This window comes from Nocardia transvalensis NBRC 15921, assembly GCF_000308875.1.
GTDB classification, from domain to species: domain Bacteria; phylum Actinomycetota; class Actinomycetes; order Mycobacteriales; family Mycobacteriaceae; genus Nocardia; species Nocardia transvalensis.
This window is the reverse complement of the sequence record NZ_BAGL01000014.1, coordinates 70,300-91,628: the sequence shown is the minus strand read 5'-3', so window position 1 is coordinate 91,628 and position 21,329 is coordinate 70,300. Positions and strand designations below refer to the sequence as shown.

Sequence of the window (21,329 nt, the reverse complement as noted above, 5' to 3'; positions counted from 1 at the left end):
CTGCATCGACAACACGGAGAATCGACATGATATCCAGAAGACTCGGCGAGCTCACGGTCGGCGCCCAAGGCCTCGGCTGTATGCGGATGAGCGGAATCGACCCCGGAGTGAAATCCGTAGCCGCGGCAGCCGGCAGCGATACCGAGTTCGTGTCGCTCATACGACACGCGATCGACGCGGGGGTGACGCTGTTCGATACCGCGGATGTCTATGGGCCCCATACGAACGAACGCTTACTCGGGCGCGCCGTGACAGGTAACCGCGACAACATTGTGCTCGCCACGAAATTCGGCATCTACTACGACCCGGACGGATACCTGCGAGCACGCGGCGACAGCGCCTATGTCCGCCGATCCTGTGACGATTCGCTGAGCAGGCTCGGCGTCGATCACATCGATCTCTACTATCTGCATCGAGTCGACCCGGATATTCCGGTCGAGGAGACCTGGGGGACGATGGCGGATCTCGTAGCGGCCGGAAAGGTGCGCTACCTGGGCATGTCGGAGGTATCGGCCCGGACCGTCCACCGTGCGCACTCGATCCACCCGGTCACCGCGCTGCAGAGCGAGTGGTCACTGTGGCACCGGGAGATCGAACCGGAGATAGTGCCGACCTGCCGACGCCTCGGGATCGGCATCGTCCCGTTCGCCCCGCTCGGACGCGGGCTGCTGACAGGCGATATCACCTCGGCGGACCAGCTTCCGGTAGGCGATCTCCGGCGATCGCTGCCACGATTCTCCGAAGACAATTTGAATCACAATCTGGCCATTGTCGATGCTTTGCGCGCGGTCGCCGCGGAAAAGTCCGTGACCGTCGCACAGCTGGCCCTGGCCTGGGTTCATCATCGGGGCACCGATGTCGTCCCGATACCGGGAACCAGGTCGCTCGGCCATCTGAAGGAAAATATAGTCGCCACAGATCTGGACTTGTCCGCGGACGATCTCTCGAGGATCGAGGCCGCCAGTCCGCCGGGCGCAGTGGCCGGCGCCAGATATTCGGACCGTCTCATCCGATATGTCGGTCGGTGACACCATGACTTCCGTCGTTATCGTGGACGCCCGCCGGCAACGGCTGATCGAGGAATTCAGAAAAGCCGGGACGAAGATAATCAGAGTTCAGAGCGCCGTCGACGAGCCGGGCCCGGGGTCGGAGAATCCGGACCTGTCCAGGTTCATCGGGAACGTCGTCCACAGCGGGGACCTGGAGACGACCGCCGCCGCGGTCGCCGGATACAGCCCGATCGCCGTCGTGGCCGGCAGTGAAACGGGCGTGGAACTGGCCGATGCTCTGGCCGAGAAGCTCGGCTGCGCGGGGAATGGGACGCTGCTGAGCGCGGCCCGGCGAGACAAGTACCTGATGGTCGAGGCCGTGCGGCGAGCCGGGCTGGCCGCCGCGCGGCAGACGGCGACCGTATCGGCGACCGAGCTGGCGGACTGGCACGATTCGATAGGCGGCCGCATCGTGGTGAAGCCGCTCCGGAGCTCCGCCGGCGATTCCGTGTTCTTTTGCGATTCCACAGCCGAGTCGGTTGCCGCGTTCGATCGCATACATGGTTCGAAGAACATCTTCGCTGTTCCGAATATCGGCGTAGTCGCGCAGGAGTACCTTGCCGGAACCGAATATATGGTGAACACCGCGAGCCGCGACGGCTGCCACCGTATCTGCGAAGTGTGGAGTACCACACGGATTCCCGTCAACGGAGTCCCGGAACTCGCCGATTCCTACCACCTGATGCCGCGGACCGGAGCTGTACAGGATGAACTGGCCGCCTATACCGAGGGGGTACTCGACGCTCTCGGCATTCGACACGGCCCGGCACACACAGAGATCCGGATGACCGACAACGGTCCGGTGCTGGTCGAAATCGGGGCTCGGATGTGCGGCGACAATCTCCCGTACTATGTGCAACTCGCCCAGGGCGAATCCCAGCTCGACTGGACCGTGCGAGCGTATCTGGATCCTTCGCGATTTCTCCGTACCTATCGGGATATTCGGCAGACGCCTCGCCTGTGTAGCGTCGTACGCCTGATAGCCCCGGCATCAGGTCTCCTGAGGGGATATCGACGGCTCCCGGCACTCCGTCGGCTGACGAGTTTCTACGATGTGCAATTGGCAGTGCGGCCGGGCAGCCCGATCCGGCGCACCGTCACCAATCTGACTTGCCCAGGGGCCGTGATTCTCATGCACGACGACGAGGCGGTCCTGCGCCGGGACGCGAACACGGTCCGCCGCCTCACGTCACCGGACTTCTACGATATCGACGGCGAGCGATGATGGGAGATATCACAGCGTCCGGCGGTCGAATCCGACTCATAGCACAGTCGCATTATTCGGCGCGGGGGGCAATTCCACGCCGCGACGGTATGGCCTATAGCGGTTTTCGGACGGGCCGCCGCGAAACCCGGTTGGCATCGTGCCCGAATCAGGCGTATTTTCGCGACGATCCATCCAACAAATTGTTGATGAACGCGAGGTCTACATGTCAGTCTCGAAACGCGCCGTCCGCCGCAGTACGACCGTTGCCGTCCTCACCGCGGCAGCGGTGGCGATCGGCGCGAGCACTGCGGGTGCCGATGCGCCGGCCGCCGCTCAGCCGACGCCCGCTCCCGCGGCTCAGCAGATCATCTCCTCCCAGGTCGACCAGGCCGCGCACACGGCGACACTGACACTCGCCTCGGGCACCTTCGCCATGGACCCCGCCGCCCAGGCCATCGACGTGCGCAATGTCGACGGCCAGAGCGTCGGATCCATCCCGCTCACCGTGCACGACTCGGCCGTCCCGGTCGCGGGCACCGTCAGCGACGACGGTCACGCCCTGACGCTGCGTCAGGTCGCGTTCACCGACACCGCCAACGCCCTTGTGAACCAATGGGTCTGGGGCGTCCAGAACGGCGGCGCGGTCGGCGCCATCATCGGCTGCCTCCTCGGCGCCTGGCTCTTCGTCATCCCCGGCTGCATCGTCGGCGCGGCCATCGGCGGCGCCATCGGCAGCCCCAACTCCGGCGAAATCAACGCCACCTTCTACAACCTCATCACCGGCCGCTGACTCCCCACCCCGGGAAATCGCAGCCCGGAACTCCACCGAGTTCCCCGAATCGCCACCCCCTCCGGGGTGGCGATTCCTGTTCCAGGCGTCGGTGTTCCGCTCCCAGGGAAGAAGTGATCACACAGTGACAACGATGAAGAACGCCGTTGCTGCCCTGGCGATCGGCGCTCTGCTGACGAGTGCGGGTTGCGGTCTGCTGGACGGCTCCGACGATGGTGACGCCGGTGCCGGGTGCACGACGACATTCGACCTGTCTCCCGTCAAAGAAAACCTGGGTCCCCGAGTGGGTTTCAAGGAGAAGGCCGCACAGGCCGCCGAGGCGTCGGCACCTACCACTCTGATCGCCATCACCACCGCCGCCGGCTGGAGCGGGGACTGGGACCGCATGGTCGACATTCCCCAGAACACGCGCGCCGATCAAATAGATGCCCTCGCAGGGACTTCCGGTGTCTGCTGGAAGAACGCACCGAAACCACGCAGTGCCGACGGCGACGGTCCACACCGCGGCTACTACCTTTTCCTGAAAGGAGATCAGCCCCGCCAGACGATCGACTGGAGCGGCAACTTCGACCAGGTGTTCGCTGTGGACAAGGGGACCGTACTCACACCGGACACCACATTGACACCGGTGCCCGGCCCGCATCCCCAGCTTCGGCCGACGTAGATCGGTCCGAATCTAGGTAGTGACGGTGGTGAGGCGGAGGTGGGTTTCTATGTCGGTGGGGGTGCCGGTGTAGTGGAGGGTGCGTAGGCCGAGGCTTGCGGCGGCTCGGCAGTTGTCGGGGCGGTCGTCGATGAACAGGACGCGGCCGGGGTCGTGGATTCCGGTGGCGGCGAGGGCGTTTCGGTAGGTGTCGGGGTGGGGTTTGTTCAGGCCGAGGCGGGCCGAGTAGAGGGCGTCGGTCATCAGGGTGCGCCAGTCGGCGGCGTCCAAGGCATCGCCGACCGGGTGGGGCGCGTTGGAGAGCAGCACCATGGGGAGGCCCGCCCGGCGAGCCTGGTGGAGCAGGGCGACGACGCGCGGGTCGGTCTGGATCCACAGGGCGGTGTCGACGGCGCGCAGCCGGGTGAGCAGGTCGGGGTCCGGGCGACGGCCGAGGACGGCGGCCCAGAAGTCCGCGTCGGTGAATTCGCCGGAATCGTAGGGTTCGCGAGCGCCCCAGAAGACGTTCTGGAAGTGCCCGAGCTGACCCGGGTGCCATCCGGCGAGTTCGGCGAGCCCGCTCCACATGGGCTCGGTGGGTTGCAGGCCGATGACGCCGTTGTAGTCGAAGATCACCGCGTCGAGTTCCGCGGGCTGCTGAGATAGTGCGATTACCACCGGTTCTCCAGGGCTCGATGAGACAGGAAGGCCACGCCCGCGGCGAGCAGGGCGGGGAGCGCGAGTGCGCCGGGCAGGGTCGTCACGGTGGCCAGGGCGCCGATGAGCGCCGGGCCCGCGAGGAGTCCGAGGTAGCCGGTCACGGCCACGGTCGCGACCGCGCGCGGGCCGCCCACCCCGGCCGCGGTGAACAGGGAGGGAATCGTCACGGACAGACCGAGGCCGAAGACGGCCCACCCGGCCAGCGCGAACGACACCTCGCCTGCCGACAGGCCCGCGAGGAGTCCGGCCGAACTCAGAATCGCCCCCGCCCGAACGACTTTCGGCGCACCGAAGCGTGCGGTCAGCCGGTCGCCGACGAGGCGCCCGCCGGCCATGGCCGCGCTGTACCCGGCATACGCCGCGGCGCCGGTAGCGGCGGACGCGTGCAGCCCGGTGAGGTGGACCGCCGACCAATCGGCGGCCGCGCCCTCGCCGAGCAGGCACGCGGCGGCGAGCAGGCCCAGCAGCCAGACCCGCGACCGGGACAGTCCGCCCACCACGGTGTCCACCGGACCGGGATCCGCGACCACCGATCCGACACAGCGGGTCATCGGCGCCACCGCGACCGCGGCCACGATGACCACGACCGCGGTGACACCGAAGGTGTACGTATGCGAATTGCGCGCGGCGACAGCGGCTATCACCGCTCCGCCCAGCGCACCGAGGCTGTAGGCCGCGTGCAGGCCCGACATGATCGGCCGACCGTAGGCGTCCTGGCACCGGACCGCCGCGGCGTTCAACCCGACGTCCAGCACGCCGTGCGCGGCGCCGAAGAGCAGCGCCGCCGCGGCGAGCGCGATCGGAATCCGGCACGCGCCGACCACCGCGAGGCTGGCGGCGAGACCGAGTCCACCGCCGGTCAGCAGGTAGGGAAGCCGGGCGGGCTCGGCGAACCGGCCGCCCACCTGAAGGCCGCCGACCATGCCGATCGCGGCGGCGAGAAGTACCGCGGCCAACCCCGCGGTGTCCAGCCCGGCGGACTCCTGAACAGCGGGGATCCGGGTCCCCCAGACGGCCATCACCACGCCGAGTCCGGCGAAGTATCCCGTCAGCAAGCCCCGGCTCCGCAGTGCGGCGCCGGGTATCGGTCGCGCTGGTCCCGAAGCCGGCGCGAGGGTGCGTGTCATGAGAACTCCATCGATGCCGCAACCGTTTTCGCCGTCCGAAAGGACGCGACACAGGCCGCGAATAGGTATGACGAGACGCGCCTTTCGCTACGACGAAAAGGCGCAAGAACTTGAGGGATCGGAGGAATTTCCGTGAGTCAGAGGCTGAGGGTGATGCGCGACGCTGCACGAATAAGCCGGAAAGCTACCAGGCGGTCTTCCTGGCTACCACCCGAAAAGGGCCACGGTGATCCGCCACACAAACTGCCACCCATGGGTCTGACCGGCGGCGCACCCGGAAACGCCGCGCCCCGGGCGGTCGATCCTCCCATCGCTGAGAAGAATCGAGTTACCGATGGGCACGAAATACCGCCGGTCCGCGGAATCGAACGGCACAATATGGCGATGCGAACATTTGCCCGAGTGTTGCAGGCGGTCGTTGCCGGTGTTCTGATCGTGGTGTCCGGCCAGGCCGCGGTCGCCGCGCCCACCACGGTCGCGTCACACAGCCAACTGCCCGTGCCCGCACCCGAACCCGAGGGCGTGCAGGCGGTCGGAGCCGCGTTGGCGGACGGGAACACCGGGGCCGTGCGATGGTCCCGGGAGATGAATACGCAAGCGCCGATCGGCAGTATCGCGAAGGTGATGACGGCGCTGGTCGTGCTGAACGAGGGCGGGCTGGACCGGCCGATCACGGTGCCGGACGGAATCATCGCCTACGACAACAGGTTCGGAGCCAGCACGGCGGATCTCGTACCCGGCGAAGTACTGACCGCGCGGCAGTTGCTGTACGCGATGTTGCTGCCGTCCGGCTGCGACGCCGCCTATGCGCTCGCCGAGGCGTACGGACCCGGCCAGGAGGGCTTCATCGCCAAGATGAACGACACCGCGCGCCAGCTGGGCCTGGGGAACACCCATTTCACCGACCCCAGCGGACTGCCCTACCCCGATGGATATGCCACCTACTCCACACCCGCCGACCTGGTAACACTCGGTTTGCGGGCAATGATCCAGCCGGAGTTTCGCGACATCGTGAAATTGCAGACCTACCACGTCCCCGCGGCCGCCGGGAATCGTGATCATGTCTGGGAGACAACGAATCTGCTGGTCCAGAACTACCGCGGCGCCATCGGCATCAAAACCGGTTCCACCGACGCCGCCGGAACCTGCCTCCTCTTCGAAGCGGTCCGGGCGGGCCAGCCCCTGATCGGCGTGGTCCTGCACAGCTCCCCCGACGACGAGGACACCGCGGCCGAAGACGCCGAACGCATGCTGGACTGGGGCTACGGCCCGATCCTCGGCGCCCTCCCGATCAGTTAGTCGCCGGCCACTCCCGCCGAGCGTGGGAAATAACGTTCGCCGCGACTCCCGGGCATGATGTCGCACATGACGATTCGACGGATTTCCCTCCTCGCCGCGCTTCCGGCCCTGGCGACCATGCTCATCTCCGGTGCCACCGCGGGTGCGGACGACGTGCTCGAGGCGCCGGTGATGGAGGAAGTGTTCTCGGTGCCGGGGACCGTGTCCGCGAAGTTCCACAATCCGAACGATCGGGGTGTGTGCTGGGTGTACAACGACGACACCGGGGAGATCTTCGGCGGCGACAATCCGACGTCGTACGCCATCCCCGACGGGAAGATGGTGCAGACCTCGCTGGGCAACGGAGCATTGCCGGCCGGTGTCATGCGCGTGCGCGGGGCGTGCGCCTTCGATCGCCCGACCGGCAACCACGACTACGCCTCGACGACCGACGTCATCACCGTCGAGGTGACGGGCAAACCGAGCACCGGCAGTTTCTGACCCAGGTTGCCGGGAAGTAATTGCCCGGCAACCTAGGCTGGCCTCATGGCCGAGGGTGAGACCGAGCAGGCAGCTCAGCTGGATAGCCAGGACGATAGCGACCGACTAGCTGTATGGCGCGGACGATGGGACAGGTTCCGGCGGTCGCCTTTTCTGCCGGCGACCGTGCTGGTGTTCATTCTGGGAGCCGCCGCGGGCCTGTTCGCCGGCTCGTACACCTACACGCTGGCCAATCCGACTCCGCATCGCATTCCCGTCGCGATCGTGCACCCGGACGGCGATCCGTCGGCCCGCGACACCGCCTTCCTCGCGGGTATGGACAAGGCCCTGGACGGCTCGCTGCACCCCATGCCGTTCGACAGCCCGGAGGCGGCGCGGGAGGCCGCCGAACGGCAGCAGGTCTTCGCGATCATCGACGTGCGGCAGGCCGACCGGGTGCCGGTGGCGGTCTCGGGCGCGTCGGGTTCGTCCGTGGCCGAGGTGATTTCGAGTGCGGCGGCGCAGGTGGGGCGGCAGGTCGAGGTTCCGGTGACCGTCACCGATATCAACCCGCTGCAGAAGGGCGATCCGCGCGGGCTGGCGATCTTCTACATCACGCTCGCGGCGGTGATCATCGGCTTCGTCGGGGCGATCCAGCTGAGCGTGCACGCGCGGGCGCTCAATCCGGCGGAGCGGATCGCCTACACCGTCGCGTACTCGGCCCTGGGCGGCTTCGTGATCGCGGCGATGGTGGACTGGTGGCTGGGCGCGGTGCGGCTGCCGTTCCTGGAGTCCTGGTTCATCCTGGCGCTGACCATGTTCACCTCCGGCATGATCTTCACGATGTTCAACACCCTGTTCGGGCGGTGGGCGATGATCCCGACCTGGGGCCTGATGGTGCTGCTCGGCAACCCTTCCTCGGGCGGCGCGGTCTCCTGGCCGCTCCTGCCGTCGGTGCTGGGCAGTATCGGCCGCTGGCTGCCTCCGGGCGCGTCCGTGAACGCCCAGCACACCGCCGTCTACTTCGGCGGGCACCAGCACGTATTTCCCTTCCTGGTGCTGGCGGCGTGGGCGTTGGCGGCATCGACGGTGTTCTGGGTGTGGCGAGAGCGGCATCCAGGTGGGCGTGCGGAAGACGCCTAGGTCTACTCCACGGTCGAGTGGGCGTCGCGGGTAGCGCGGTAGGGAAGATCCGCGCCGGGGCGGGAGACCGTCAGGGCTGACGACAGAGCGGCGCTCTCCAGTGAAGAACGGAGGGCGCCGACCTCTATGTCCCGCAGGGATTTTCGGTTGTCGGAGCCTAGTAGGCCGTGGTCCCACAGCGCATCGATGAGCCCGCTCATGAACGCATCCCCCGCACCTACCGTGTCCACAACAGTCGCGGGGCGAGCGGGGATGCGGACGGTGCCCGCGCGGCAGACGGCGAACGAGCCCTGGCCGCCGAGGGTGACGGAGACGATCGACGGTCCACTCGACAGCCATTGGGCGGCAATGTCTTCCGGCGCGGTGCCGGGGTACAGGAACCGGAGGTCCTCGTCGCTGGCCTTCACGACATCGGCGCGGGACACCAGAGATTCGATGCGGGCGCGGGCGACCTCGGGGTCCTCGATGAGCTGGGGCCGCAGGTTCGGGTCGAAGGTGACGGTGGATTCCGGTGCGTGCCGGTCGATCACCGCCACGACCTCGTCGCAGCCCGGTTCGAGTACGGCGGCGATCGATCCCGTGTGCACGACCAGCGGCGCGGCGACCACACCCGGCCGAGGCCGCCACTCGATATCGAAACGATAAGTCGCCGAACCGTTCTCGTCGAGGGTCGCCCGAGCGGTCGCCGTCTTCGCCAGCGAAACGCTCCCCTCGGCCAGCCCGACGCCGGACGCCTCCAGATGCGAAACGATCCGCCGCCCATAGTCGTCCGCACCGATCGAGGTCAGAAACGACACCGCCCGCCCGAGCCGCCCGAGCCCGACTGCCACATTGAGCGGGCTACCGCCCACGTGCTCCCCGGTCACCCGCCCATCGCGAATCACGATGTCGATGAGCGCCTCACCGATGACCAGCGCGACCGATTCCGTCATTCCGGCTTCACCACGACTTCCAGTGTCGCGCGCGCGCCGTCGCGATGCAGTGACCGCAACACGCCCACGTACGCCTCCACGAATCGAGGGCGGTCCACCAGATCGCCGAACACCGCGCGATTCTCCAGGAAGGCCGTCGGATCGTCCCGCTGCGTCCGGGCGAGGGGAATCAGGGTGCCGGCCAGCCGGTCCACGACCTCGATCGGCTCGCCGTGCTCGTCGATGCCCTCGGCGTACCGGGCCCAGCTCGCGACGGTGGCCGCGGCCATCCGCACCGGACGCCCGGCGTCGAGGTTCTCCCGGATCACCGGCAGCAACCACTTCGGAATGCGGTCCGACGATTCCGCGCACAGCCGAGCCACGGTGTCGCGGATGTGCGGATTGCCGAACCGTTCGAGCAGCGCCCCGCGGAACTCGTCCACCCCCGGGACCCACGGTACGGTCGGCAGCCCCTCGAAATCCAGGTACTGGTCGAGGAATTCGGCGATCAGCGGATCCCGCGCCGCCTCGTGCACGAGCCGGTAATCGGCGAGATACGCGAAATAGCACAGACATTGGTGCGCGGCGTTGAGCAGCCGCAGCTTCATCAGCTCGTAAGGTCGCACATCGTCGACCAGGTGCACGCCCGCCTCGTCCAGCGGCGGCCGCCCGGCGGCGAAATCGTCCTCCAGCACCCATTTCGTGAACGGCTCGGCCACCACCGGCCACTCGTCGCGCAGCCCGGTCTCGGACTCGAGCCGCGCGACGGCCTCCGGTGTGGTGACCGGGGTGATGCGGTCGACCATCGAACTCGGGAACGCGACATGCTCATCGATCCAGTGCGCCAGAGCGGGATCCACCAGCCGCGCATACGTTGTGAAGGCCCGCCGGGCGACGTGCCCGTTACCCTCGATGTTGTCGCAGGACACGATCGTCGGAGCGGCCGTCCCCCGCTCGCGGCGCCGGGCCAGCGCGGCGGAGACCAGCCCGAAGACCGTCGCGGGCGGCCGCTCACCGCCGAGATCGCGCCGCACGGCCGGTGCGTCGCTGTCGAATTCGCCGTCGCTGTCGCGCAGGTTGTAACCGCCCTCGGTGATGGTCAGCGAGATGATCCGAATCGCGGGATCGGCGAGCAGTTCGATCACGGCCTCGGGATCGTCCGGCGCGTATCGGAAGTCGACGATCGAGCCGATCACCCGCGACTCGCGCGAGCCGTCGGAATGGGCGAGGGTGAGCGTGTAGAGAAAGTCCTGCTCCCGCAGCACATCCCGCATGCGGCGGTCCGCGGGCGTCACCCCGATACCGCAGATACCCCAGTCCAGCGCCTTGCCCTCGGACATCAACCGGTCCAGGTACATCGCCTGATGCGCCCGGTGGAAACCGCCCACACCGAAGTGCGCGATACCCGCCCGGACCGCGTCGCGATCGTAGCCGGGCCCGGCAATGGGCAACCCGGGCAATGCCTGTCGATTCAGATTCACTTCTCCGCCACCTCGACGATCGTTTTGAGACTGCCCGGCCGCCGATCCGACTCCAGCGCCTCGGCGGCCCGTTCCAGCGGGTATCTCGCGGTCACCATCGCGTCCAGGTCGACCCGGCCGGTCGACACCAGCGCGATCGCCGCCGGCCACGTGCCTGCGTAGCGGAACACCCCGGTGAGTACGAGTTCGCGATTCTGGATCCGTTGTACCGGAAGCGTCATCACGGGCGATCCGGAGCCCACCAGGACGACCCGTCCGGCCGGGCGCACGGCCTCGATACCCGCGGTCACCGCGGCCGGAGCGCCCGAGGCGTCCACGAACGCGTCGACCGTGTCCGGCACATCGGTGGCCGGATCGATCACAGCGGTCGCCCCGAACCACAATGCGATCTTCCGCCGCTCCGGATCCGGATCGCTGACCACGATCTCGGTCGCGCCGTACGCGCGCGAAACCTGCGCTACCAGCACGCCGATCGGCCCCGCACCGGCCACCAGCACCCGGGAACCACCCTCTACCCCGGCCTTGCGCACCGCCGCGATACCCACCGACAGCGGCTCACACAGCGCCGCCGCCTCGTCCGATACCGACGCGGGAACCGGATGCGCGAAGGCCGCGCCGATCGTCACGTACTCGCAGAACGCGCCGTCCACCGGGGGCGTGCCGAAGAACCGCATGTGCGGGCACAGGTTGTAGTGCCCGCTCCGGCTCTCCGCGCTGTCCGGGTCGGGCCGTTGCGGTTCGATCGAAACCCGCTGCCCGACACGCTCTTCGGGGACGCCGTCGCCGACCGCGACGATCACGCCGCCCGCCTCGTGCCCGAGAATCAGGGGCGCCTCGACCACGAATTCGCCGATCCGGCCCTCGCGGTAGTAATGCGCGTCGGACCCGCAGACGCCGACCGCGTGCACCTGGATCAGGACATCGCCCGGCGCAGGCCGGGGAACCGGCATATCCCGCATCTCGATACGCCCCGGCGACCTCAGCACGGCGGCCCGCATCCGCGAAAGTGTTGTCTGCGTCACACTCCGCATGCTAGCGTGATGAGCATCTCAACGCACCCCTGAGCATTTGCTCACGGGTCGGACGTGACGGAGTGGTTGCGATGGCCGGATCGGCGCTCAACGGACGAGTGCCACCCGCACCGGGTTCTGCCCCGGAGGATCTGCGGCTGGCCTTGCGTGCGGCCACGCTCTACTACCTCGACGGGCTCACACAGGCAGAAGTCGCAGGTCGGCTGGGGGTTTCGCGCCCCACGGCCGGGCGGCTGATCGCGCGGGCCAAGGCGCGCGGCCTGGTCCGCATCGAGGTCGTGGTCCCCGACGACCAGCGCGACGCCCTGCACGCCGACGAGGAGGCCGCGCTGGAACGCGCCTTCGGACTCACCGAGGCGGTGGTGGTCGGAGACACCGTCGGCACCGTCGGCCAGGACGACCCGGCCGGCTGGGCGGCATTGGGCCGCGCGGCCGCGCGCCTCATCACGCGACGGCTGGCCGAGACCGACACGCTCGGATTCACCTGGGGCCCCGAGACGGTCGCGATCGCCCGCGCCCTCCCCACCGGCACGGCCACCTGCCGCGCGATCGTCCAGCTCGACGGGGCCATGACCACGGGCAGCTACCAGACCGGTAGCGAATACATCCTCGGCCGCTGCGCCGAACAGTTGCAGGCCGACATGATCCGCCTCCCCGCCCCGCTGTACGCCGACGCGGCCACCGTGGCGTCGCTGCGTTCGGATTCGGTGTTCTCGGTCGCACTGGAGGCGGGCCGCACCGCCGACGCGATGATGTTCGGCGTCGGCGCGGTCTCCACCTCGACCACGCTGCTCGAGGGCAGCTACCTGGACACGGCCATGCTCGACGCGCTGGCCGCCGTGGGCGCGGTCGGCGAGATCGGCGGCCGCTTCTTCGCCGCCGACGGCACCGTCCTCGAGACCGAGATGGGCGACCGCACCGTCTCGGTACCGCTGGAGGACATCCGCGCCTGCCCGAAATCGCTCCTCCTGACCGGCGGCGCCGCCAAGCACGAGGCCGCGCTCGGCGCGCTGCGCGGCGGCTTCGCCCGCTTCCTGGTCTGCGATATCGACTGCGCGCGAAGGCTTCTCGAACGGCAATGAGATCAAGGGGAAATGAGGTACACATGAAACCCCGTCTGCTCACGGCGGCCGTCTCGGCGCTGTGCCTGGCGCTGTCCGGCTGCGCCGGAGCCGGCTCGTTCGGCTCCTCGGGCAATACCGTGACCATCGCGATGGTCTCCAACTCGCAGATGACCGACGCGCAGAAGCTGGCGAAGCAGTTCGAGGCCGCCAACCCGGACATCCACCTGCGCTTCATCACGCTGTCGGAGAACCAGGCCCGCGCCAAGATCACCGCATCGACGGCGATGGGCGGCGGCGAATTCGACGTCGCCATGATCAGCAACTACGAGACCGCGCAGTGGGCCCAGAACGGCTGGCTGGTCAACCTCTCCGACTACACCCGCAAGACGCCCGGATACGACGAGAACGATTTCATCCCGTCGCTGCGGAAGTCGTTGTCCTACAACGGCGATATGTACTCGGTGCCGTTCTACGGCGAATCCTCGTTCCTCATGTACCGCAAGGACCTGCTGGCGCAGGCGGGAATCACGTTGTCGCCCAAGCCGACCTGGCAGGAGGTCGCCGACGCGGCGGCCAAGCTGGACCGGCCGGATCTGGCGGGGATCTGCCTGCGCGGCAAGCCCGGCTGGGGCGAGGTGCTGGCTCCCCTGAACACGGTCATCAACACCTTCGGCGGCCGCTGGTTCGACGAGCAGTGGCATCCGCAGCTCACCAGCCCGGAAACCGAACGGGCCGTGCAGTTCTACGTCGACCTGGTCCGGGCGCATGGCGAACCGGGCGCGGCCACAAGCGGATTCGGCGAGTGCGCGACACAGCTGGCGCAGGGCCGGGTCGCCATGTGGTACGACGCCACCTCGGCGGTCTCGGTACTCGAGGACGCCGAGCAGAGCAAGGTCGTCGGCAAGATCGGCTATGCCCCCGCGCCGATCGCGCAGCAGGACCACTCCGGCTGGCTGTACACCTGGGCGCTGGGCATTCCGGTCAACAGCAAGCACCACGACGCGGCCTGGCGCTTCATCTCCTGGATGACCGACAAGGCCTACCTGCGCACCGTCGGCGAACAGCTCGGCTGGGAACGGGTGCCGCCGGGGAGCCGGTTGTCGACCTACCAGATGCCCGAATACCAGCAGGCGTCCGCGGCATTCGGCCCGCTGACGCTGGAATCCATCGAGAACGCGAATCCGGATCACCCCACCGTGCAACCGGTTCCGTACACCGGGGTGCAATTCCTCGCGATCCCGGAGTTCCAGGACCTCGGGACCCGCGTCAGCCAGCAGGTCAGCGCGGCCATCGCCGGTCAGAAGTCCGTTCACGAGGCGCTGACCCAAGCACAGGAGTACGCCGAGGCCGTCGGCAAGACCTACCGGGAGAACCAATGACCACCGTCGCCGCCGAGGCCGGCACCGTCGCCGAACGGGTACGCCGAATCCGGGAAACCAAGGACACCAAGGTGTCTCGCGCCGAGGGGTGGCGGCGGCGTGGTCCGCTGCTACCGGCGCTGATCTTCATGGTCGTGGTGACGCAGGTGCCGTTCCTGTTCACCCTGTACTACTCGACGCAGTCGTGGAATCTGGTGCGGCCGGGCTCGCGCCGGTTCGTCGGGCTGCGGAACTACCTGGAGATCGTGCGGGACAGTCAGTTCTGGTCCGTCGCGCTCAACACCGTCGTGCTGATCGTCGGCGTGGTGCTGATCTCGGCGTTCCTGGGGCTGCTGCTCGCGCTGCTGCTGGACCGGGCCTTTCTCGGCCGCGGCATCGTGCGGACGCTGCTGATCACACCGTTCCTGGTGACTCCCGTCGCGGGGGCGCTGGTCTGGAAGACCGCGATGCTCGATCCGGTATTCGGCATCGTCAACTTCGTGCTCACACCGTTCGGGCTCGGTGACGTCGACTGGGTGAGCGACTATCCGCTCGCCTCGGTGATGGTCGAAATGGTCTGGCAGTGGACGCCGTTCATGATGCTGCTCATCCTGGCCGGATTGCAGTCGATGCCGCGCGACATCCTCGAGGCCGGGCGGGTCGACGGGGCGGGCGCGGTCGCGCTGTTCCGCGAACTCACGCTGCCGCACCTGCGGCGGTTCATCGAACTCGGCGTGGTGCTGGGCGCGGTGTACCTGGTCAACACCTTCGACGCGATCTACATGATGACCCAGGGCGGTCCCGGCACCTCCAGCGCCAACCTGCCCTTCTACATCTACCAGCGCGCATTCCTCGGCTTCGACATCGGCCAGGCCGCCGCCATGGGCGTGGTCGTGGTGGTCGGCACGATCGTCATCGCGACCTTCGCGCTCCGGCTGATCTTCACATCGTTCACGGGCAAGGAGGAGGCCGCCTGATGAGCACGACGACATCGGTTGCCACGGAAGCGACGCAGCCGTCCGAGCAACCCCCGGAGCCGCGGCGAATTCGCAAGCGCCGCAGCCTGAATCCGTGGGGCGTGGTGGCGTGGATCGCCGCGATCGGATTCTTCTTCCCGGTGCTGTGGATGGTGTTGACCGCGTTCAAGAAGGAGGCCGACGCCTACACCGATCCGCCGAAGCTGTTCTTCGCGCCGACGCTGGACCAGTTCCGCGCGGTCTTCGATCAGGGCGTCGGCACCGGCTTGGCCAATTCGGCCTTCGCGACGGTGGTTTCGACGATTCTGGTGCTGGTGCTCGGCGTCCCGGCGGCGTTCGCGCTGTCGCTGCGGCCGGTGCGCAATACCAAGGACGCGATGTTCTTCTTCCTCAGCACCAAGATGTTGCCCGTGGTGGCGGCCATCCTGCCGCTGTACGTGATCGTGTCGGATATCGGCCTGCTGGACAATATCTGGGCGCTGATCATCCTCTACACGGCGATGAATCTGCCGATCGCGGTGTGGATGATGCGCTCGTTCTTCCTCGAGGTGCCCGGCGAGATCCTGGAGGCCGCGAGCCTCGACGGCGCGAGCCTGTGGCGCTCGATGCGCGAGGTGGTGCTGCCGCTGGTCTCCCCCGGTATCGCCGCGACGGCACTGATCTGCGTGATCTTCGCGTGGAACGAATTCTTCTTCGCGGTGAATCTGACCGCGGTACAGGCGCAGACGATGCCGGTATTCCTGGTCGGCTTCATCGCCGGCGAGGGCCTGTACTGGGCCAAACTGTCCGCCGCCGCCACCATGGCCGCCCTTCCGGTGGTGCTGGCCGGGTGGCTGGCGCAGAACAAGCTGGTGCGCGGGCTGTCGTTCGGCGCAATCAAGTAGAGAAAGGGATCGGGCCATGGTCGCCATCGCCTACCGCAATGCCTCGTGCATCTACTCCGGAGCGGACACGCTCGCGGTCGACTCGCTGAACCTGGATATCGACGACGGCGAATTCGTCGTGCTGGTCGGGCCGTCCGGATCCGGGAAGTCGACCGCCCTGCGGATGCTCGCCGGTCTCGAAGCTATCGATGAGGGGAGCATCGAGATCGGCGGGCAGGACGTCACCGGCGTGCCGTCCAAGGACCGGGATATCGCGATGGTCTTCCAGAACTACGCGCTGTACCCGAACAAGACGGTCGCCGAGAATATGGGTTTCGCGCTGAAGATGCGCGGCATCCCCGCCGACGAGCGCAAGCGCAAGGTGCGGGAGGTCGCCCAGTTGCTCGACCTGACCGACTACCTCGACCGCAAGCCGGCGAAGCTGTCCGGCGGGCAGCGGCAGCGAGTGGCCATGGGGCGGGCCATCGTTCGCGAGCCGCGGGTGTTCTGCATGGACGAACCGCTGTCGAACCTCGACGCCAAGCTGCGCGTCCAGACCCGCACCCAGATCGCCGCGCTGCAACGGCGGCTGGGCACTACCACCGTCTACGTCACTCATGATCAGGTCGAGGCGATGACGATGGGCGATCGGGTGGCGGTGCTGCGCGGCGGCAAACTGCAACAGTTCGCCTCGCCCGCCGAGTTGTACGACCGCCCGGTGAACACCTTCGTCGCCGGGTTCATCGGATCGCCCGCGATGAATCTGCTCACCGCGCCGCTCGCCCCCGAGGGTGTCCGGATCGGCGAGTCCGTGCTGGAGCTGGAACGCGATCAGCTCACGCTGCTGCACGAGCGGAAGCTCGAGACGGTCACCGTGGGCGTGCGACCCGAACAGCTCGAGATCGCCGAGACGGGCGTGGAGGCGACGGTCGAACTGATCGAGAGCCTGGGCAGCGAATCCTTCGTCCACACCCACGCCGAGCCCGAGGTGAGCCTGGTCGCCCGCTGCCCCGGCCGCGCCCCGGTCGCCCTCGCGGAGACCATCCACCTCCGGAAACGCCAGGACAGCGCGGTGCACCTGTTCGACCCCGATACCGGACTACGTCTCGGGGAATAGGAGGCGCCCCCGCCTCGGGGAGTAGCCACCCTCATGGTTCCGGCGCGCTTTTGGCCGGAACCATGGCGAACTGGTGGAAACCGTCCGTTCATGCGGTGTTTACGATGGCCGAATGCTTCTCGACGACGCGCATGAGCGACCGGTCCCGCCGGTCGCGGGGGTGGGCGCGGAACGACCCCGTACGAATGGCCTCGGACCGCTCGCGGTCCGGCTCGCCCTGGCCGGTGCGGTGGTCGTGCTCGTCGCGGGTGAGCTCATGGCCGCCCATCTGCATGCGCTGGGCCCGCTGACCAGCCTGTCCCGTGATTACATCGGCATTCCGAAGTCGGCGACGACGCCGTGGGCCGGCTTCCTGCTCGCGCTGGTGGGCATCGGGTGGCGGGAGCGCGCGATCTGCCTCGGCGCGGCAGTGGGCCTGGACCTGGTCTACGTGATCGTGCGCGCGGTGGAGGGGGCCAAATTCACCTTCGGGAACGGGCCCACGCTGGTCCTGACCGCGCTGACGGTGGTCGTCGCGCTGCGCTGGACCGGCGAGCGCCGGACCACCGCGCTGCGCACGATCGGACTCGGGGCGCTGCTGATCCTCGCCACCAAGGTCAGCGAGATCTGGCTGGACATCACCGCCTGGGCGACGCCGCAGGTCCTCGATCCCTATGTGCAGCAAGCGGATCGGGCGCTGGGCAATCCCTCGTGGCTGGTCGGGCAACTGCTGGACGCGGCCGGTCCGATACCGACGGGTGTGGTGCGCTGGGTGTATTTCGAACTCCCGGTCGCCGCCATCGTCATCGCGATCTGGCAGCTGCGGGGCGTGACCGCCGGCCGGTGGCCACGCCACCACCTGGTCCGGACGTTCCTGACGATCGGCCTCATCGGGCCGATCTTCTACGTGCTCTTCCCTGTGGTGGGCCCGGTGCTGGCATTCGGACCGGACGGACACGGGATGGAGCTGGCCGACGTCTGGCCGAATATCGTTCCGCCACTGCCCGCTTCGATCGAATCGATGCCGTTCGACGACATCACCCCCCGCAACTGCATGCCGTCCCTGCACACCGCCTGGGCCCTGTCCCTGTTCATCCACTCCCGCCGCGGCCCCCGCTGGCTCCGCTGGGGCGGCGCCTTCTGGCTGTTCTGCACCCTCACCGCCACCCTCGGCCTAGGCGCCCACTACGGCATAGACCTCATAGTCGGCGCCACCCTGTGCCTCACCATCGAATCCGCCCTCCGCGACCCGGAGCGCGGGTGGGACCGGGGACGGCGACAGCTCATCGCAGCGGGTGCAACGTTGTTCACAGCAGTACTGCTGTGTACCCGCTATCTCGCCGAATCCATGGCGCGCTATCCGATTCCGTGGGGTGCCGCCCTGCTCATTGCCTTCGCCGCACTGGTGGGGTTGTTCTACACCACATGGTTCGCCCGCCAATCACCCGGTTATGACCCTAAAGAGCGCTCCATTTCCACGGCCGAGGGAATTCACCACGGAGACAGGCAATTCGATGATGCGCCTCGGCCGCCGCAGCCACCCGACCGGATGCAACGCTGAGGGCGAATGCGGTCCAACGCAGTTCTTGTATGTCTGCGACAACCCGAAATCCCGGCCACCGCGTGACGTCATAACCACCGTACGCCATGACGAATGCGCTGTACTCACTCGCGCCGATCCGCTCGAAATCGGTGTAGTCCACAGCTATCTGGATCAAATCCCACTCACGCCGTCCGATCGAAACCTTGTCCAGATCGAGCACAGTGGGGACACCCGATGCCGGAACCACCAAATTGCCCTGCCAAGCGTCCCCGTGAATCACGGAAGTCGACTCCGAATCGGGAAACCCGTCGTACTGTTTTTTCAGTGCACGACAACGGCCGATCAACCAGGACCGGTCGCCCTCCCCGATGCTCTTCGCCTGGACTACGCGTTCCTCGATACCAGCGAAGGGGTTGTACGCGGGCAGTTGGAAAGTGGTCGGCGGGAGCAGGGCGTGTAGTGCCCGTAGCATCGCCCCCAGCTCATCAGGTGTCGATGCCCGATGGTCGGGAATCAGCTGCCACCAGGTCACCGGCCGGTCGTCGACCACCACCGGCTGTGTAGCGGCGAAAGCACGAACCGTTGGGATGCCGGATCGGTTGAGCCACTGAGATAATTGCAACTCCCGCGCTGCGGCGGCATAGCTGCCAGGCTTGCCGATTCTGGCCACGATCCTGTCGGCAAGCTCGTAGATGGCGTTCGACCCGTCGCGGATGGAAACGGCTCCAGCAGCGTCTATCCCGCTGAGTTCTGCCGCCCTGACCAGTACCTCCGCCGTCGAAGCCGCTGTCATATCCGTACCGGCTTCAGGCTACGGGCGATGGTGTGGCGCAGTTCGGCGACTTCCTCGATGCCGCGATGCGCCGAGGCGGCCCGGGCCAGCACGGTCAACTCGTCGCGAATACGGCTCGAGTGAAACATCTTCGCCTTCTCGGCCGCCCGCGATCCGATAGCGGCGGCTTCACAGGGATCGCCCAGGCGCATGGTGATCGTGGCCAGGCGGGCGAGTGAAAATGTACGGGAGCGCGGATAAGCCTCGCTCTGGAGTTGCACCGCTCGCCGGATTCGCGGTGCCGCCAACTCTATTCTGCCTCGTGTCTCGGCAACTGGAATCAGTGCCTTGCCGGTACTTCCCATATGTTCGGCTTCGTCGTAATAGCACAGCCACGGCGCATCGGCCTCAGGTGTTCGTCCTGCAAAATGTTCATCGGCGCGGGCCACTTCGGTCAGCGCACCTTCGGCCCGGCCCGTCGCGGCGAGAAACTGTGCCCGCAGCGCACAGAGCATGGCTCGAGCCGTAGCGGAGAGGCGGTCCGACCGAACCTGCGCCAGCTCGATCAGGGACAACGCGTCGTCTGCGCTCCCGAGATACGCGACCTTGCGGGACATATCCGCCAGAGTAGTGGCTCGCAGTTCCCAGGAACCGGCGGAATCGGCGCACCAGAGCGCGAACCGAAAGCATCGTTCGGCTTCGCTGTAGTCGGCAATATCGAAGGCGGAGAACGCGACAACTCCGCTGAGGTTCCCTATTGCCTCGAGCAGAGCGCAGCGAGTTGCCGGATTCGCCTGCCCGGCCAGCAGTGGAGAAAGCAGACGCAATTGTTCCCCGGCGACCCTGCTCGCCGACGCGCCGCCGTGAAGATTCTCGGACAAGGCCGCGACGTGCGTCGCCTTCTTCACCCTGTCGACATCGGACCCACCGACACGGCAGACAGACCTGCCGCTCGGGAGGTAATCGGCCGGAGTGATTCCGAGATCGAACGGACTGAACAGATTGACCGAGAGCATATGTTCGAACTCTTGGGCCCGCTGCTTGCGTGTCGGCGCGAACCCCAGTTCGGCGTCTGTCGCATCGAGAAGCGCCCGGAACGCTTCGCGATACTCGTCGTTCGGCCATCGCACAGCCCCACGTTCGTATCTGGCGATAGCGTGCGCATCCAGTTCTCGACGCTCACCCCTGACTCGCCAGATGTACTCGTTGACGGCGGCGGCCAGCTCCGCCCGACCCATCCCACGGCCGGGCACTGCGCGGGACGGGGTGGCCTCGCGGCGTTGTCTTAGTTTGAGGTTTTGCGGCACGTCAAACCCCCTCCCGGTCTCGGTCAGGCCAGTGTATCCAGGCCGGGACCGAGCAAGTGGCTTCGATTGTTTCTGCCCCGTAAGGTGCCCTCCCCCGCGAGCGCAGGGACGGATCACTCTGGACCGTACGACGTTCAACGGGAACGGCCGAGCTGGAGGACGGTGAAATGAGGCCCCTGATGTACGGCTATCTGCGCCTCGATATCGCAGGCCACCATGTCATCGCATGCGAATCGCAGATCCGACGGTTCGCGGAGCGTGACAGTTTCGACCTAGCAATGATCTTTCACGAGCGTATTCATGGCGGTTCAGCACTGACAGCTCTGATCGCCGAGCTACGACGCTCGCAGTGCCACCACGTCGTGGTGCCAACGTTGGAACACCTCGTTCGGCCCGGCATGTCCCGTCAGGCAGTCGAGGCGCGGTTGTGGCGCGAAGCCGACACAGGGGTGTTCGTCGCAGCCGAAACACCCGATCGCATCGGGTGAT

Annotated in this window: 21 protein-coding genes; 14 read left to right on the top strand and 7 right to left on the bottom strand. The window is 67.2% G+C overall.

Annotated features, from left to right (window positions below; translation table 11 throughout):
- Positions 1 to 26: 26 nt before the first annotated feature.
- The 4 genes from ON41_RS06370 to ON41_RS06355 all read left to right on the top strand — a co-directional run bounded on the left by ON41_RS06370 (position 27) and on the right by ON41_RS06355 (position 3,710).
- On the top strand, positions 27 to 1,028 hold the full coding sequence (locus ON41_RS06370; protein WP_040745957.1) for an aldo/keto reductase: 1,002 nt from the start codon (positions 27 to 29) through the stop codon (positions 1,026 to 1,028).
- On the top strand, positions 1,015 to 2,274 hold the full coding sequence (locus tag ON41_RS06365; protein WP_040745955.1) for an ATP-grasp domain-containing protein: 1,260 nt from the start codon (positions 1,015 to 1,017) through the stop codon (positions 2,272 to 2,274). The genes ON41_RS06370 and ON41_RS06365 overlap by 14 nt, the downstream gene beginning before the upstream one ends.
- A gap of 205 nt (positions 2,275 to 2,479) precedes the next feature.
- Complete coding sequence (locus ON41_RS06360) at positions 2,480 to 3,046, top strand: DUF8020 domain-containing protein (RefSeq protein ID WP_157185380.1); 567 nt, start codon at positions 2,480 to 2,482, stop codon at positions 3,044 to 3,046.
- A gap of 133 nt (positions 3,047 to 3,179) precedes the next feature.
- Positions 3,180 to 3,710: a hypothetical protein gene (locus ON41_RS06355; RefSeq protein WP_040745952.1), complete on the top strand. Its 531-nt coding sequence runs from the start codon at positions 3,180 to 3,182 to the stop codon at positions 3,708 to 3,710.
- A 12-nt stretch (positions 3,711 to 3,722) separates the two neighbouring features.
- On the opposite strand, the gene ON41_RS06350 is transcribed toward ON41_RS06355, so the two are convergent.
- Together ON41_RS06350 and ON41_RS06345 are read right to left on the bottom strand one after the other, a co-directional pair.
- Complete coding sequence (locus ON41_RS06350; RefSeq protein WP_040745951.1) at positions 3,723 to 4,367, bottom strand: HAD family hydrolase; 645 nt, start codon at positions 4,365 to 4,367, stop codon at positions 3,723 to 3,725.
- A complete protein-coding gene (locus ON41_RS06345) occupies positions 4,361 to 5,464 on the bottom strand; it encodes an MFS transporter (RefSeq protein ID WP_169336472.1) in 1,104 nt (367 codons plus the stop codon). Before ON41_RS06345 ends, ON41_RS06350 begins: the two co-directional genes overlap by 7 nt.
- A gap of 456 nt (positions 5,465 to 5,920) precedes the next feature.
- Here ON41_RS06345 and ON41_RS06340 point away from each other — a divergent pair, with 456 nt between their 5' ends.
- The 3 genes from ON41_RS06340 (at position 5,921) to ON41_RS06330 (ending at position 8,437) form a co-directional block, all read left to right on the top strand.
- Positions 5,921 to 6,835 (top strand): D-alanyl-D-alanine carboxypeptidase family protein, encoded by a 915-nt coding sequence (locus ON41_RS06340; protein WP_040746006.1) that lies wholly within the window; start codon positions 5,921 to 5,923, stop codon positions 6,833 to 6,835.
- A 66-nt stretch (positions 6,836 to 6,901) separates the two neighbouring features.
- The gene (locus ON41_RS06335) at positions 6,902 to 7,315 is read left to right on the top strand and encodes a hypothetical protein (protein WP_157185379.1); all 414 of its coding nucleotides are present in this window, start codon (positions 6,902 to 6,904) and stop codon (positions 7,313 to 7,315) included.
- A 165-nt stretch (positions 7,316 to 7,480) separates the two neighbouring features.
- The gene (locus ON41_RS06330; RefSeq protein WP_246829459.1) at positions 7,481 to 8,437 is read left to right on the top strand and encodes an ABC-2 transporter permease; all 957 of its coding nucleotides are present in this window, start codon (positions 7,481 to 7,483) and stop codon (positions 8,435 to 8,437) included.
- A 2-nt stretch (positions 8,438 to 8,439) separates the two neighbouring features.
- Here the strand turns inward: ON41_RS06330 and ON41_RS06325 are convergent, their stop codons facing one another.
- From ON41_RS06325 to ON41_RS06315, 3 genes are read right to left on the bottom strand one after another with little or no spacing between them, the layout of a single operon-like run.
- The gene (locus ON41_RS06325) at positions 8,440 to 9,369 is read right to left on the bottom strand and encodes a carbohydrate kinase family protein (RefSeq protein WP_040745946.1); all 930 of its coding nucleotides are present in this window, start codon (positions 9,367 to 9,369) and stop codon (positions 8,440 to 8,442) included.
- Positions 9,366 to 10,829: a mannitol dehydrogenase family protein gene (locus ON41_RS06320; RefSeq protein ID WP_040745945.1), complete on the bottom strand. Its 1,464-nt coding sequence runs from the start codon at positions 10,827 to 10,829 to the stop codon at positions 9,366 to 9,368. Before ON41_RS06320 ends, ON41_RS06325 begins: the two co-directional genes overlap by 4 nt.
- Positions 10,826 to 11,827, bottom strand: a complete 1,002-nt coding sequence (locus ON41_RS06315) for an NAD(P)-dependent alcohol dehydrogenase (protein WP_040745943.1) — start codon at positions 11,825 to 11,827, stop codon at positions 10,826 to 10,828. The genes ON41_RS06320 and ON41_RS06315 overlap by 4 nt, the downstream gene beginning before the upstream one ends.
- Positions 11,828 to 11,931: 104 nt before the next feature.
- On the opposite strand from ON41_RS06315, the gene ON41_RS06310 reads away from it, so the two are divergent.
- The 6 genes from ON41_RS06310 to ON41_RS06285 all read left to right on the top strand — a co-directional run bounded on the left by ON41_RS06310 (position 11,932) and on the right by ON41_RS06285 (position 18,779).
- Entirely contained in the window at positions 11,932 to 12,942 is a 1,011-nt protein-coding gene (locus ON41_RS06310) for a sugar-binding transcriptional regulator (RefSeq protein ID WP_040745942.1), read from the top strand.
- Positions 12,943 to 12,965: 23 nt separating this feature from the next.
- Positions 12,966 to 14,303 (top strand): ABC transporter substrate-binding protein, encoded by a 1,338-nt coding sequence (locus ON41_RS06305; RefSeq protein WP_040745941.1) that lies wholly within the window; start codon positions 12,966 to 12,968, stop codon positions 14,301 to 14,303.
- Complete coding sequence (locus tag ON41_RS06300) at positions 14,300 to 15,259, top strand: carbohydrate ABC transporter permease (RefSeq protein WP_040745939.1); 960 nt, start codon at positions 14,300 to 14,302, stop codon at positions 15,257 to 15,259. Before ON41_RS06305 ends, ON41_RS06300 begins: the two co-directional genes overlap by 4 nt.
- Positions 15,259 to 16,143: a carbohydrate ABC transporter permease gene (locus ON41_RS06295; protein ID WP_040745937.1), complete on the top strand. Its 885-nt coding sequence runs from the start codon at positions 15,259 to 15,261 to the stop codon at positions 16,141 to 16,143. Before ON41_RS06300 ends, ON41_RS06295 begins: the two co-directional genes overlap by 1 nt.
- Before the next feature lie 16 nt (positions 16,144 to 16,159).
- The gene (locus ON41_RS06290; protein ID WP_040745934.1) at positions 16,160 to 17,239 is read left to right on the top strand and encodes an ABC transporter ATP-binding protein; all 1,080 of its coding nucleotides are present in this window, start codon (positions 16,160 to 16,162) and stop codon (positions 17,237 to 17,239) included.
- Positions 17,240 to 17,351: 112 nt separating this feature from the next.
- Positions 17,352 to 18,779 carry a phosphatase PAP2 family protein gene (locus ON41_RS06285; protein ID WP_083905170.1) on the top strand — a complete coding sequence of 476 codons (1,428 nt, stop codon included), beginning with the start codon at positions 17,352 to 17,354 and terminating at the stop codon, positions 18,777 to 18,779.
- Here ON41_RS06285 and ON41_RS40045 read toward each other — a convergent pair.
- Positions 18,676 to 19,554: a phosphotransferase enzyme family protein gene (locus tag ON41_RS40045; RefSeq protein ID WP_083905169.1), complete on the bottom strand. Its 879-nt coding sequence runs from the start codon at positions 19,552 to 19,554 to the stop codon at positions 18,676 to 18,678. The genes ON41_RS06285 and ON41_RS40045 overlap by 104 nt on opposite strands.
- On the bottom strand, positions 19,551 to 20,786 hold the full coding sequence (locus ON41_RS06280) for an NsdA family TPR-like regulatory protein (RefSeq protein WP_506339395.1): 1,236 nt from the start codon (positions 20,784 to 20,786) through the stop codon (positions 19,551 to 19,553). Before ON41_RS06280 ends, ON41_RS40045 begins: the two co-directional genes overlap by 4 nt.
- A 233-nt stretch (positions 20,787 to 21,019) precedes the next feature.
- Between ON41_RS06280 and ON41_RS06275 the strand changes: the two genes are divergently transcribed.
- Positions 21,020 to 21,328, top strand: coding sequence for a hypothetical protein (locus ON41_RS06275; RefSeq protein ID WP_157185378.1), 309 nt, complete (start codon positions 21,020 to 21,022; stop codon positions 21,326 to 21,328).
- Position 21,329: the final 1 nt, after the last annotated feature.

What these genes read in the sequence shown, in the direction of transcription:
- ON41_RS06370 (WP_040745957.1), top strand. Translation starts at nt 27, where the DNA reads ATGATATCCAGAAGACTCGGCGAGCTCACGGTCGGCGCCCAAGGCCTC.
- ON41_RS06365 (WP_040745955.1), top strand. Translation starts at nt 1,015, where the DNA reads ATGTCGGTCGGTGACACCATGACTTCCGTCGTTATCGTGGACGCCCGC.
- ON41_RS06360 (WP_157185380.1), top strand. Translation starts at nt 2,480, where the DNA reads ATGTCAGTCTCGAAACGCGCCGTCCGCCGCAGTACGACCGTTGCCGTC.
- ON41_RS06355 (WP_040745952.1), top strand. Translation starts at nt 3,180, where the DNA reads ATGAAGAACGCCGTTGCTGCCCTGGCGATCGGCGCTCTGCTGACGAGT.
- ON41_RS06340 (WP_040746006.1), top strand. Translation starts at nt 5,921, where the DNA reads ATGCGAACATTTGCCCGAGTGTTGCAGGCGGTCGTTGCCGGTGTTCTG.
- ON41_RS06335 (WP_157185379.1), top strand. Translation starts at nt 6,902, where the DNA reads ATGACGATTCGACGGATTTCCCTCCTCGCCGCGCTTCCGGCCCTGGCG.
- ON41_RS06325 (WP_040745946.1), bottom strand. Translation starts at nt 9,369, where the DNA reads ATGACGGAATCGGTCGCGCTGGTCATCGGTGAGGCGCTCATCGACATC.
- ON41_RS06315 (WP_040745943.1), bottom strand. Translation starts at nt 11,827, where the DNA reads ATGCGGGCCGCCGTGCTGAGGTCGCCGGGGCGTATCGAGATGCGGGAT.
- ON41_RS06310 (WP_040745942.1), top strand. Translation starts at nt 11,932, where the DNA reads ATGGCCGGATCGGCGCTCAACGGACGAGTGCCACCCGCACCGGGTTCT.
- ON41_RS06305 (WP_040745941.1), top strand. Translation starts at nt 12,966, where the DNA reads ATGAAACCCCGTCTGCTCACGGCGGCCGTCTCGGCGCTGTGCCTGGCG.
- ON41_RS06300 (WP_040745939.1), top strand. Translation starts at nt 14,300, where the DNA reads ATGACCACCGTCGCCGCCGAGGCCGGCACCGTCGCCGAACGGGTACGC.
- ON41_RS06295 (WP_040745937.1), top strand. Translation starts at nt 15,259, where the DNA reads ATGAGCACGACGACATCGGTTGCCACGGAAGCGACGCAGCCGTCCGAG.
- ON41_RS06290 (WP_040745934.1), top strand. Translation starts at nt 16,160, where the DNA reads ATGGTCGCCATCGCCTACCGCAATGCCTCGTGCATCTACTCCGGAGCG.
- ON41_RS06285 (WP_083905170.1), top strand. Translation starts at nt 17,352, where the DNA reads ATGCTTCTCGACGACGCGCATGAGCGACCGGTCCCGCCGGTCGCGGGG.
- ON41_RS40045 (WP_083905169.1), bottom strand. Translation starts at nt 19,554, where the DNA reads ATGACAGCGGCTTCGACGGCGGAGGTACTGGTCAGGGCGGCAGAACTC.
- ON41_RS06275 (WP_157185378.1), top strand. Translation starts at nt 21,020, where the DNA reads ATGTACGGCTATCTGCGCCTCGATATCGCAGGCCACCATGTCATCGCA.